3 protein-coding genes are annotated in these 14,896 nt (G+C 41.6%); 2 read left to right on the plus strand and 1 reads right to left on the minus strand.

Annotated features, from left to right (window positions below; translation table 11 throughout):
• Positions 1-15 precede the first annotated feature (15 nt).
• Positions 16-11,988: a T9SS type B sorting domain-containing protein gene (locus CGC47_RS02040; RefSeq protein WP_095899921.1), complete on the plus strand. Its 11,973-nt coding sequence runs from the start codon at positions 16-18 to the stop codon at positions 11,986-11,988.
• 358 nt (positions 11,989-12,346) lie between these two features.
• Here the strand turns inward: CGC47_RS02040 and CGC47_RS02045 are convergent, their stop codons facing one another.
• Complete coding sequence (locus CGC47_RS02045) at positions 12,347-13,873, minus strand: catalase (protein ID WP_041998972.1); 1,527 nt, start codon at positions 13,871-13,873, stop codon at positions 12,347-12,349.
• Between the two features lie 349 nt (positions 13,874-14,222).
• Here CGC47_RS02045 and CGC47_RS02050 point away from each other — a divergent pair, with 349 nt between their 5' ends.
• The gene (locus CGC47_RS02050; RefSeq protein WP_041998975.1) at positions 14,223-14,894 is read left to right on the plus strand and encodes a response regulator transcription factor; all 672 of its coding nucleotides are present in this window, start codon (positions 14,223-14,225) and stop codon (positions 14,892-14,894) included.
• Positions 14,895-14,896 lie beyond the last annotated feature (2 nt).

Genomic DNA, 14,896 nt, shown 5'->3' on the forward strand with positions numbered 1-14,896 from the left:
TTGAAAAATAATTTTATGAAAAAGTTTTTTATTGCTATCTGTGTTTTTTTTGTTACATTCGCTGTAAAAGCACAATGTGATTTGAGTGATTTCACTCTAAATCAAGTACCTGGTACTTGTTATGGAAACGCAGAATTAACCGTTTCTAATCCTTCGTGTACTTCAAGTACAGAGATTCTAGCAGAGCTAATCTCGCCCGGAAATCCATCACCTAAAATTGAACCTCTCACGGGCGGAAGTTATACTTTTTCTTCTCTAAGAGCTGGTACTTATACCGTAACACTGTCTAATCAAAATACTGGTGTAAGAGGAGTTTCCAAATCTATAGAAATTACCACCTCTTACCAAAACATTGTTTGGCAATTGAACTCAATAGCTGCACCTACTTGTAGCGATGGGGTTAATGGTCGTATTCAGCTTAAAATCATTTCAGGAGGAATTGGCAGTTTTAAAGTTGAAGTTTTTGACAAATTAGGAAATTTGGTAGTTTCACAAAACAATATCCCGAAACCTACCACTGGTAATACAGCTAATATAGAATTTTTAGGAAGCGATAGTAATCCTTTAAAATCAGGAGATTATTCTTTACAAATTACCGATTTAGCTGGAGGTAACTTGGGCTGTGGGGCTATCATCAAATTGCCCATAGTTATCCCTCCTTCTACCAACTCAAATACTCTTTGTAAACTTATTGAAAGAGGAGAACTCTCTTATATTCAACTCGGTCTTGATGCCGCGGGTGATTGCAAACACCGGCTAAAAATCCAAATAAAACATCCTGGAACAAACGTTCAGTTATCAACTGAAGCTCAAAATTTTTACAAACAAGCTGGTACTGCACAAGTGTGGAATTTGACTACCAATGAAGGCCCTATTGATATTTCATCTACTCTTGAAGATGCTCTTTACATTTATCGTAATCACTATACAACTCCTTTTATGTTTAAGGAAGGACACAAGGTACGTATTCTTATTAAAGGGGCACAAAATACCATTGATGAAACTTTTATTTTAAAAGATTTAGACCCAAATAAGCCTCCTTTCCAAGAAAGAAGATTGGGTTGGTTAGGAAGCGACGCACAAGGAGCAGTCAGAGGTTGGCAAATCACTTACGTGGATAAAGAAAATACCTGCCGTGAGGCTTATGCTTTCCGATTAGGGCAAGGTGTTTCACACCGTATTTATAAAGACGATAACGATAATAGTAAAGAATATAAATACCGTTATCATCCTTGGGGTATGTACGAATTTGATTTAGATTATGCCAATCGGGCAACTACAGGAAAAACTACTCCTGACCCAGACAAACATTGGTATAAAGTAGAAAAATTAGAAGCAGGAGCTTGGACAGATGTTTCACATTTAGTAAAATGGTCTCGAGGGAAACATAGTATGCCATTAACCTTCGATGATTTTATTGCAGATTTTACTGATGCTGGTGCCCCTACCGCTACAAATCGTACAATACGGTATCGTTTTACTTATCAAGACACAAAAATAATAAATAGTGGTCCTAAAGGTTGTTTTCCAAGCTCACCTCCTGTAATGGAAATTGACGCTTATTATAAAAATAACATTAGTAACTATTTAGAAGGTATTATGACCAATGATTGGGCTATTCGTTATGGGTATGGTGCTTACGAAGGAACTTCGGCTATGTATTTGGCTACAGGGCAATATACTTACGTTTACCCTATCAAAATTAAGTTAGAGATGCTTTCTCGTGCCGATGGCAAAGCGCTGGACGCTCCGTTCCCAATGCGATTGCCTTTTATGAACCCTGAAGATGTACAAATGAAAGTGTTTGACCCTGTAGTTGAGTTTGAAGGAATTACTCCAGAGCACAATTTCTTTGGCTATGGTGATTTCCCAGCAGGGCAATACCGATTAACCATAACCGATGCTTGTGGAAATTCACATTCTATAATTAAAGATTTCGACAAATATTTAAAATATGATGATAAAATAACTATTGACCAAGGTTGTGGTAATGGTTCCGTTACTTTTGATGTAGGTGCGAAAGACCACCGAACAGGTGAGGTTATTAGTCAAATATCAGAATCAATCCGTGTGGGAATTACGAAAAAGAATCATTTGGACAGCTGGAATTACTTCCAATACGCAACTCGTCCTGTTTATACCACTCCCAATGGAGTGTTTTCAAATCTGCCCCCAGGAGATTATAAAATACTTCTCAGAGGACTGTATCACGCCATTCATTATACAAATACCAATAATCGTTTTGCATCGAATGGATTTACTTCGGCAGTGGTGCCTCCAGGGGTTTATGTTTGGGTATCTATGGAAAGCAGGATGCATCATCAGTCCTCCTACTCTAAAATAATATCTATACAACCTGCTGTTTCTCAGTTACAAGCTGAGGTAGAATCTACCTTCTGTGACCCAAATACCAATACCGGAATAGTCAACGCCACTATAACAAGTCCGCAAGACATTATCCGATATCCGCTTACTTTTGAGCTTCGTAAAAAAGCGGATGCCTCTTTGGTGGCTTCGCACACCTACGATGGCACAAATGCTGAAACTTCGCATACTTTTACCAATGTTGATGAAGGTGTTTATGTAGTTATCATAAAACACGAGTGCGGAAGCAATGAATTTGAAACCGAAGTAAAACTATCTAACTTTAGGCAACCCAGTATATTTTTAAATAGAACTAACGATTGTCCTGGTACGCCAGTTACACTTCGCTTGAGTGCCTCTGAAACCTTATTCGATATTGAATGGTATCGATTGGAAGGAGCAAATCGTATCATTTTAGGCAATGGAAACACCATAACACAATCTCCTACTACCACTACCACCTATTATGCGGAATACGCTCTCAAGCCTGGTATTGGCTGTGCTTCAACGGCTCCAGCTACCGCTCAACGAATCGTCAGGGTAAAAGATGACAATACCCCACCTACGATATTAAATTGTCCATCTGACATTGAGGTTTTTGCTGAGATTGGCAAGTGTACGGCTCAGGTATATTGGACGGAGCCTACGGCTAGTGATGATTGTACTCAGCCGCCTTTGATGACGCAAACCCACCACAGCGGAGATGTCTTCGATATAGGTACGCATACGGTTAACTATGTATTTAAGGACGTAGCTGGAAATACCGCTACTTGTACCTTTAACGTAACGGTCAAAGCCCGAAGTGTGGACTTACAGACCCACTCTCGCTACACTGATGGGGCTGGCAATACCATCACTCAACTAAACATCGGGCAACAGTTTTTCTACGAAATCTCCTACCAAAATGTAGGGCAAGAAAACATACGTAACACCACTTTGAGTGTTACCCTACCCGACCATCCTTTGGTGGAGGTAAGTGGTACTCCCGATATGAGCGATGCCGCTCCTGGAGGGATAGCTCCTACCTATACGGTAGTAGGCAACGTATATACGTTTACCCTTCCTCAGGGGTCATTACTTACTGGAGGAAATCTAAGAGCCATACGCATTGCCTTACAACTAAAAGGCAATTGTACGGATTTGGGTAAACCTTGTGCTAATTATTTGAAATCACAATACCAATTCCAATACGAAGGAGGAAATCAAGATTGTGCCACACCGCCCCAAACCCAAAGTGGCGAAAAAGACATACAAGTGGCCACCGAGAGTTGCATACGCTCAGAGCTTTTCTGCCCTGGCGATACAATGACCCTAACGGCTGCGGAAGGATTTACCACCTATCGTTGGTATAAAGATGGCGTTTTGATTCCTTCGGCAACGACAAACGCCTTAGTGGTAAACACCCCTGGAATATATCGTGTGGAAAAACAAATCGAGTGTCAAGGAGTTACGGTAGTCAGCACAGAAACCATTAACTATGTGGCAACCTCTGGTGTGACCGACCCTTTACGTCCTATTGCCGACGGAGGTGCCATTTGTACCAGCAACGGGCAATGGACCAGTCACTTCATCTTGTGTAATGAGCCACAGCGCCAAATCACCCTAAACTATGTCAATACCCCTAATATCGAGTGGCAAAAACTCAATACCGGTTGTAATAACTTAGGATTTAACTGTCCTAATCCGGATAATGGTTGTTGGACGACTTTCCATAACGGTACTTCCTTTATCGCCGACCAAACGGGAGAATACCGCCTAAAAATATCCACCGCTACTGGATGTGATGCTTTCTTCTATTTCAATGTATATAAAAATAACTTGGAAGGGCAAGTCACTCAATCGGATTACACCGACTATCAACCCGGACACATCAACATCGAAATGGAAACCGTAGGCTTGGAATACACCTATGTGCTTAAAAACACAGCAGGACAAGTCGTTGCTGGTCCCGTTACCAAAACCAATGTATCAGAGAGTTGGAGACACACCTTTGGCAATTTACAAGAAGGCGATTATGTGGTAGAGGTAAGCTCACCACAACTGCCCAACAGCTGTATTTTTACACAAAACGTACGCATCAACAAAGTTACTAAACTCACAATGAAAGCTACTTTCATTGCTTGGACAGGCTGTAATGAAGTGAAAATCCGTTTTGAAGCCCAAGGCGGTAAACAACCTTATAAGTTTGCCATCTGGAGCATTGACGGAGTGGCTCTGTATAATGATTTTGTTAACATTCCAGCTTCGGCTTTCATCGCTACTATTGCTGAAGGAGAAAGCTATGTAGAGGCGCTTATTCCGAATATTACCCAACCAGGACGTTACCTCTTTGTAGTACAAGACCAAGACCAACGCTCGGCACTACAAGCCCAAGATGAAACCATTTTGATAGAACCCGAAGGACTTTATGGTTTCCGATTTGATTTGACACACGTCGCTTGTGGTTCAAATCCTGATTCGGGAGCAGTACAAACCCATTTTGAACGTCAACAAAACCGAACCACCAAGCTCTATCGTATTGATACCAACGCCAATCGAGTGTATATCGATACCAACAGCACTGGAATTTACACCGGATTGATTGCGGGTAACTACGAAATGGAAATTTCTATCGTTATCGGTACTGAAACTTGTATCTACAAAAAACCATTTACCATCAATGAGGCTGAAAATACCCTTAAGGCTTTTGCCGGTGTGGTGGAAGATATCACCTGTGATACCCAAACCCCAGCAGGATACAAGGTATCTATCAATAACGTTAGTGGCGGTACAGGAGGATATCAGTATGACTTTGGTAAGGGCTATTCCACCTCAAACGTAGGTTATGTCAGCGGTTCAACCACCGTTTATGTAAAAGATAGCGCCGGTTGTACGTTGCCTTTGGAGGTAGTAATTATCCCTACCGAAATCCCAGCCGTTAGCTTTACCCCAGTATCTTACAATTGTAACGGATATGGCACTTTTACGGTAACTACTTCGGCAACTACCCCTTTGATGTATCAGTATCAGGTAGATGACCTACCCAAACAAGATGCCCCTGTAATAGGACCTTTAGCCCCAAGAGCCACCCCTTACAACATCACCGTGCACTATACCCCTGCTCCAGGAACAGGAACTACGCCTAATTATCTGTTTAAGGAAGATTTTGGCTCGGGAGATGACCTTTGCGATGGCACTATCCTTTATTTAGGATGCAAAACCAATGAGGCTTTGGAAGACGGGTTCTACACCATTACCCAACAAGTAGCCCCCAATGCCCAATGGGTAAATCCTACCCCTACCGATGCCTCTGGGGTAGCCAATGGCAGGTACTTGGCAGTAATGCAACAAACCACTAACGGAAATTCTGGCATCATATATCACAAAACCATAGGCAATATCGTTGCCAATGAAAACCTATATGTATCGGTAAAACTTCACAACCTACTGGCTACCTCTCTCACCGCAGGAACTCATCCGCATATCGTGCTGGATTTTGTAGCTGCCGACGGAAGCCTTATCGCACGAAGAGACTTGGGCGTTTTGCCTGCCAACGGAAATTGGCAAACCCTATCAGCTACCTTTAATGCTACCGATTTGACAGGGGTAACTCAAGCCTCTTTCCAAATAAGAAACATTAGCCCAGGAGCTACCCTAGGCAATGACCTTGCCTTAGACGATATCGTCATTTGGCAAAATACCAAGTATTGTAAAGCACAGGTTTCAAAACCCGTTATCATTGAAGCAGGAAAAGAAATGGCTACACAACTGCTAAGTACCCTAGGGGTACGCTGCGTAGGAGATGCCAATGGCTCACTACAAGGAAAAATCACCGCAGGAACCCTACCTACTTCCGTTGAATATTCCATCGATAACCAAAATACTTGGACAACCATAGCCGTAGCCCCCGATGGCACCTTCTCCGTGAGCGGACTACAAGCCGTAAACGGAGCCCTACTCTACGTTCGTGACCCTAATGACACGGCTTGTGTCAGCGCTTTCAACTATAGCATTAGCGCTCCACAAACCATGAGCATCACCACACAAATCATTAAAAAAATCGACTGCCAAGCCGCTCCCCATAATGGTGCAACGGTAAAAGCTACCGCCAGCGGAGGAACTAAACCATACCTAAATTATCAGTACAAACTCAGCTCGGCTACCAGTTGGACCTCCGTAGTCCCTACCCAAAATGAAGCCCTTTTAACGCATTTGACCGCAGGAGATTATCACATTTTAGTAACCGATCAAAACGGATGTACTCAAAGTGCAACCTTTACCATTGAAGACAAACGTCAGGTCGTTTTCGATGCCATAGAAACGTACTGCTACCAAGGCGGAAACTCCGCTAAGATTGCCATACAAGTACAAGACGGAAATAGTACTCAGTACCAATACAGCAGCGATGGCGGAACAAGTTGGACTGACTTTACCCAAGCCACTTACGAGTTTACCCACCTAAGTGCTGGAACTTATGATATTTGGGTGAGAGACCAGCTAGGTTGTAGCTCCAATACCACCGTGGTAATAGCTCCACAATTGCAAATGGAAGTACGTCAAACCCAAGATTTGGATTGTCGAGGAAATGATGCCATCTTTGAACTAAGTGCCCTAGGCGGAAAAGGAACCAAAACCTTCTCGGTAAGCACCGATAACGGAAATACATTTACAATCATTCCTGCCCTTACTGCTACAACGGCTCGATACACAACAAATACTTCGGGCAATTTTATCTTCAAAGTACAAGACGAAATTCGTCCCGACGGATTTACCCGTTGTCAAGCCTTAAGCAAAACGTATAAGGTCAGCAATGAGCCTCCTCGTTGGAAACCCGAATTTACCATCGGTAAAAAAGATGTCGCTTGTGCTGGTGAGGCTACTGGGCAAATCCTAGCTTCTATAAATGATATCGACCCCAATTCCGGACAAGCTCCATACACCATCAACGTCTATGAAGATGACGGTACAGGCAACCCAATAAGAGCTACTCAATACGGCTTGTTCAACCTACAAGCTAAAAAATATGTGGTTATTATTGAAGATGCCAAAGGATGTGAATCTGTCCCTACCCCTATTGAAATTGGGCAAACCCCAGCGCTAAACCTTAACATAACTCCTACGCAAATTACTTGTGTAAGTGGGGCAGGAATTTCATTAGGAAAAGTGGATATTACTTTAGGTACAGGAGGAACGGCTCCTTTCGAAGTGAAAATATTTAAGTTAGGCACCGCAGGTATGGTTCACAACGCTACTGCAAACAACAATGAAACCATTACCAAAGAAGGTTTGAATTTTGGTGATTATCACGTGGTAATTACCGATGCAACCCACTGCCAAAAGGTAGAAGATTTTAGCATCAGTGCCTATACCGATATCATAATCACAGCTACACCTACCACCCAGCCTATTGGTTGTACAGCCGGTAGCGGTGCTATTCAGGTTTCAGCATACAACACCGCGGGTAATGCCATCGGTACAGGAAACTTCTACTTTGCCGTTTATACCCCAGGACTTACTTACACCCCTAGAGATCCTCAATGGCATTTAGGAAATACCGCCACCATCAACTTGCCTGGAGGAGGTACCGCACAAGGGGCTACCTATGAGTTTACTAACCTTACACCAGGGGTAACTTACGTATTTGCTGTATATGACCAAGATACAAGGTGTATGTACTTCCAACCTTCTACCCTTGCCGTGCCTACACAATCTACTTTAAAAATAAATGATTTTAAAACAGAAAACGTAAAATGTCAAGGCGAGAGTAACGGTAAGGCTACCTTCTCCCTTAGCGGACAAAAAACTTCAACCACTTCCATCAACTATCAAGTATTTACCTATCCGGATAATACACCTGTGGGTGCCGTTCAAAACCGAACTGCTCCATACAGCAACATCACCGTAGGTGGACTTTCCGCAGGAGAATATTACATCGTATTTACCGAAATGCACAATGCCAACGAAGATTGTGTCAACGCCACTGCCCCCTTTAAAATCAATCAACCACTCACCCAGCTCAACGTAACGGCTGAAAACCCCATTGCAGTGAATTGTAAAACCAATTCCGGACGTATCGTAACTACCGTAAGTGGTGGCGTAGCACCGTACCAGTACATCTATAACACTACCGGTACAGCTCCTACCCATACCGATTGGGCAGCCACTACCGACAGTTCAGTAAAACAAGTCAGTACCTCTGGCACTTGGTATGTGTTTGTTAAAGACCAAGCCGGTTGTGTAAAACAAGTAACATTGGAGGTAGCTCAAGACCCCGAACCACAAATCGCTTCCGTTAGCGTTGACGACCTGTGTAGTGCCTCTGGAAAATACACCCTAAGGGTAAAACTTGCCCAAAAAGGAACAGGTACGCACTACTACCGATTAAACGGAACTGTACCCACTGCCGTGGATTGGATTAACACCGATACCTTCCTAATTACCGAAGTGTTACCCAGCACTACCCCTTACTCCATTCAAGTTATCGATGGTAATAATTGTAGTGCCGATACTCACCTAACGGTAAATGCCCCCATAGCATTCCAAGTGAAAATCGACAAAACTTTGGATTGTACTGCTACCCCTGATGCAACTATAAAAATCGAAAACATTAGCGGTGGAAATGGTACCTACTTCTATAGTATTGACCAAGTGGTTTTAGTCGATGACCCTGACAACCCAACCGCCCCTGCTGAAAGCTATGTCACCCATACCCCAAGAACTTCAGTTACCGTAACCCCTATTACGGTGGTCATAAATAAAGCAGGGGATTATGTGGTTCACGTTTTTGACAGCCAAACCGCTACCTGTCCGGTGAAAAAACGCATCACCATCGAGGCTAAAAAACAACCTAAAATGACCATCACTGCCGTAACCGATGAAAAATGCCACACCGGTACCCTACCTGGTACAGGAAGCATATCCGTAGCAGTAGCCAACAACGGGGAAGGACCTTTCAAAATCGAAATTACTCAAGTTAAAGATTTAGCCACAGGAATCACCACACCCCTTTCAGTAGTACCTATCCTAGGCTATAACGCCACCTTCAACGGTTTGAAAGGAAGCCAAAACGGAATGCTTTATACCATTAAAGCTACCGCACAGGCAAATGAGTGTACCCACGAAATCGAACAAATCATCGTGGCACCACCCGCCTTATCCATAGCTACAGATGCCCTGACAAAATCTGAATATTCCTGTGAGGCAACCCCTAAACTGCCTACACTAAGTTTAGACCTATCAAAAATCAGTGGCGGAACCCCTCCATACACCCGATTCGTGTTCGTTGATCAAACCACTGGTGCCGTTTTACAAGATAGTAACGCCACAACATATACCTTAGCTCACCTAAACGGAGGTAGCTTCTACCTTACCCTATACGATGCTAACGGATGTGATGTATCTACACCTCCAGTAACTATTGCCCCTACCCTGCTTATCGATAAGATAAATGTTGGGGTTAATACTGCCATAACCTGTGTACAAAACGAAATCATTTCCGTTTCCATCACCACCACACCGGCGTATGCTTCCATAACCCCGCAACCCAACATCGTATATACCATAAGCGATGCCCTAAGCGGTAGCACGATCCATACCCAATCCGTGGCGACTACTACCTACACCTTCCCTGCCCTACCCGTAGGACAATACGTGATCAAAGCACAAAACCAAATCACTCAGTGTGAAGTAGCCACTACACATACCGTGCTTAAACCCGATACCTTCATCGTAAGCCCTTCCGATGCACAAGCCGTAACCTGTCACGAAGGTGACAATGGTAGTATCAAAATTACTTTCGTAGATACCTTCTTAGGCGATGGCGACCAAGCGCTGCTCGGATTCTCTTACCAGATTGTCAATGCCATTACCGATGCTCCTGTTCATAGCCAAACCCTACCGGCAGGAACCACACACGTAATCTATAACAATCTACAAGCAGGTACTTACAAAGTAAGAGCTACCTCAACCCATAACCAATGCAAAACCCCTTGGGCACAGTTTAGCATACGACAAAGCCAAACTCCTATCGCTATAACAGCCCAAGAAACCTTTGGAGTGACTTGTAACAACGACCGTGGAGAAATTCTGGTAAGTGTAACCGGTGGACAAGCACCTTATACCGTGACCCTATCCGCACCAGGAGTTACCCCACAAATCCAAAACAACGTTGATCACAAAACCCTATTTACAGGACTTAGTGCAGGAGCAGGTACCCTTACCTACACCATTGCCGTAAGGGATAGCCAAGGCTGTGAAACCTTCTCAGGAAACAATCAAATCACCCTTGTTAAACCCCAAACCGTTTCCGCTACCATTGAGGTAAGTCCAATCACCTGTATAGGAGCCAACAACGGTAGCATACAAGTCAAAAATACACAAGGAGGATCTGGAGAAGGTACTTACCATTACATCCTAAAAAATGTAACCACGTCTGTAAGTACCCCACCGCAAATCCAACCCCTATTCGAAAAACTTACCCCAGGAGAGTACACCCTAACCATTACCGATGCTTGGAACTGTGATGTCAATATCTCTGGAATTACCCTCCAAGAACCACAACCCATTACTATGGAAATCACTCATTCCGACCTTATCGTTTGTTATGGTGCAAATGATACCGGTTTTGTACAGGTTGCAATCAGCGGAGGAACTCCAAATTATCATTTGATACTTAAAAATGCAGATACCGGAGCTCAACTACGTTCCATTACAGGAGTAGTGTCAACAACCACCATCGATAACTTAGTACCTAACATCAACTACGAAATACTAGTTACCGATAAAAACGGATGTGTAATGACGCAAACCCATACCTTTAACCTAACCCAAATGCCGAACATCACAGCAAACGCATCTCAAAGCGAAAATTGTTTCAACGACAATTACAAAACCGATATCCAAGTGCGTTTCCCAAAAGCTATTGATTTTACCAAGGTCAAATACAACCTAAATAGCAATGACCCAACAACAGCTGTGCCTTTTAGCAGAACCAATGAGAATGTCGCTTTTATTGACCTGTTCGATGCCACCATCCCTAGTCAATACATCACCATTTTCTATCAGGATACCGTTAAAGGTCAAACCAAAACCTGTTCATACACCACTCAATTCAAGGTAGTCAATAGGCAAAGCCTATCCTTAACACAGGTAAACAACGAGGCCCTAAACACCATTGAGGTAAAAGCTACAGGAGGAGTAACCCCATACCAGTATTACTTCAACGGAAATAATCAAGGCGATAGCCCCATCTATCAAGTACGAATCGACGACCCAGAACAAATAGACCCTAACACCGGAAAAAAATTAAAACAGGTCAATGTAATTGTTCAAGATGCCGTAGGTTGTACTAAAACAATGACCATCACCTTAGAATATATCGATATCCAAATCCCTAACTTCTTTACCCCTGACGGTGACGGATTTAACGATAACTGGGCACCTAAAAATACCCAAAACTACCCATACATACAAACCCATATCTTCGATCGATACGGTAGAAAAATAACTACAATAAACCAAAAACAAAAATGGGACGGTACATACAACAAAAAACAACTGCCTTCAGGTGACTACTGGTACATCATCGAGATAAATGATAATTTAGATAAACGTAAATTTAAAGGTAATTTTACTCTGTATAGGTAAACTTTAAATTAGTAGCAAAAAAGGCTATCCAATTTTTTGGATAGCCTTTTTACTTATCGTTGTTCTAATTTTATCTGATAAAACCTTAAAAATAAGCAATATACTAACTTTATATAATTTATCAAGCTCTAAAATCTTCCTTTAAACAGAAGAAACCTGTGAAAACAGGATATATAGCGAAGAATGAAAGATGTTTTTTAAATTTTATACTTACCTACCACTTCCTCACTTTCGCTCAAACATTCGAATAGGAGCCAGTAAAACAAAGTATTTTGGATTAGCTATAAAATATTTATTAAAAGCAAAACGCACAAAAAAAGCCGTCTAAATATAGACGGCTTTCTTTAATTTGTAGTTATTATTTATGTCCGAAAGGGCATTCCATTTTTTTATGAGCCACGGGACCTAAGTTTAGTGCTGGATGTTCGTATTTCAATACTTCTTCCATTGTAAGACCAAGTGCATCAGCTACTCCTTTTGCGTAAGCTGGGTCAGCGTGATAGCAATTGCGGATGTGTCTTATTTGAATGAATTTTTGAGCAGGACCGATGGCTCTTGCCGTATTTTCAAACAAGGCTTTTTTCTGCTCATCATTCATCAATTGGAATAATTTGCGTGGTTGTGTGAAGTAATCATCGTCATCTTCACGAAAATCGTAATTGTACGCATCTCCATCAATTCTCAATGCAGGTTCTTGGAACTCTTTTTGCTCTTGCCACACACCAAAGCTATTCGGCTCGTAATGTTTGGTAGAACCATAGTTTCCGTCTACTCGCATTGCCCCATCTCTGTGATATCCGTGTACAGGACATTTAGGAGCGTTTACTGGAATTTGGTTATGATTTACTCCCAAACGATAGCGATGTGAGTCTCCGTAAGAGAACAAGCGACCTTGTAACATTCTATCAGGAGAGAAACCAATTCCAGGAACCACATTGGCAGGGCTGAAAGCAGATTGCTCTACTTCGGCAAAGTAATTTTCAGGGTTTCTGTTAAGTTCAAACTCTCCAACAGGGATTAAAGGGAAATCTTTTTTGTACCAAACTTTGGTCAAATCGAATGGGTTGTAATCCAAATTACGAGCTTGTTCTTCGGTCATAATTTGTACGAACATTTTCCATTTCGGGAAGTTTCCATTTTCGATGGCTTCGTACAAATCTTTTTGATGCGACTCTCTGTCCATTCCCACTAATTTAGCAGCTTCTTCATCGGTTAGATTTTCGATGCCTTGTTGTGAAATCAAGTGGAATTTCACCCAATGACGTACACCTTCTTTATTGATGAAAGAAAACGTGTGGCTACCAAATCCGTGCATTGTTCTGTACGATTTTGGAATACCACGGTCACTCATCACGATAGTTACTTGGTGAAGAGCCTCAGGAAGAAGCGTCCAGAAATCCCAGTTATTGTCAGCAGAACGCATATTGGTACGTGGGTCACGTTTTACGGCGTGATTCAGGTCAGGGAATTTCAAAGGGTCACGGAAGAAGAATACAGGTGTGTTATTCCCTACCAAATCCCAGTTTCCTTGGTCAGTATAGAATTTCATTGCAAAACCACGGATATCACGTTCAGCATCAGCTGCTCCACGCTCTCCAGCAACGGTAGAAAAACGTACGAACATTGGTGTTTCTTTCCCGATTTCAGCAAAAATAGATGCTTTTGTGTACTTGGTAATGTCGTGAGTTACCCTAAAAGTTCCGTAAGCTCCTGAACCTTTGGCGTGCATTACACGCTCAGGAATTACTTGGCGGTCAAAATGAGCCAATTTTTCTAAAAACCAAATGTCTTGCAAAAGAGCTGGTCCTCTTTTACCCGCAGTCATTGTGTCTTGATTGTTCGCTACGGGAGCTCCTGTTGATGTTGTTAATTTGTTATTATTCATTACTATGATTTTTTTTAAAATGCTAATGCAAAGGTAATTCAAAAAGACTTCTGTAAATAAGGCTTTATGATGATATTTTTTATAAAAGTATAAATTTTATTTATATTACTACATCCACAAAATGAAAATAATGCATTTCAATAACTTATAAATAGATTTTTTCTATAAATATATCCTATAATTAACTTGAAATTAACTCATTGTGAGGTATAAAAAATGAACAAAGATTTTCTGAAATTTAGAAATAAATCCATATTTCACCGTTAAATATTTTATTTTGAACGGATAAGGAAAAATCCTAAATTATTCCTAAATTCGCCATTTATATTGCACAGATAATATCCATCGTATGAAAATACTTATTATAGAAGACGAACCCGCGTTGCTTGAAACGGTACTCCGCTTTTTGGAAAGTGAAAAATACATTGTTGAAACCGCAACCGACTTTAAATCAGGAATGCATAAAATTGGCGATTATGATTATGATTGCATTTTATTAGATATTATGTTGCCTAATGGGAGTGGTATTGATATTCTCAAAGAAATTCGGCGTATGAATAAAAAAGATGCGGTAATTATTCTTTCTGCTAAAGATGCTGTGGAAGACAAAGTTTTAGGGTTGGATTTAGGAGCAGATGATTATTTGGCTAAACCTTTCAATCTATTAGAGTTACATTCTCGTATTAAGTCGGTCATCCGAAGTAGGCATCAAGGTGGAAAAAATAGCATTGATTTCAAAAATGTTTCTCTATTTCCTGAAGAACGTAGCGTTTTTGTGGACGGAAAAGCCCTGTTACTAAACCGAAAAGAATACGATTTACTATATTATTTTATGATTCGTCCAGAAAAAACACTTCAAAAAACTACACTTGCCGAAGCCGTTTGGGGAGATAACATTGACCAAGCAGATAGTTTGGATTTTATTTACTCTCAAATAAAAAATTTGCGTAAAAAGCTCAAAGAAAGCAAAGCAGAAGTTGATTTTCAAGCAGTTTATGGCATCGGATATAAATTGGTATAGGA

The sequence above is a fragment of the Capnocytophaga canimorsus genome, from assembly GCF_002302565.1.
Taxonomy (GTDB): domain Bacteria; phylum Bacteroidota; class Bacteroidia; order Flavobacteriales; family Flavobacteriaceae; genus Capnocytophaga; species Capnocytophaga canimorsus.

Coding starts and splice junctions, on each gene's coding strand:
- CGC47_RS02040 (WP_095899921.1), top strand. CDS start 16: ATGAAAAAGTTTTTTATTGCTATCTGTGTTTTTTTTGTTACATTCGCT.
- CGC47_RS02045 (WP_041998972.1), bottom strand. CDS start 13,873: ATGAATAATAACAAATTAACAACATCAACAGGAGCTCCCGTAGCGAAC.
- CGC47_RS02050 (WP_041998975.1), top strand. CDS start 14,223: ATGAAAATACTTATTATAGAAGACGAACCCGCGTTGCTTGAAACGGTA.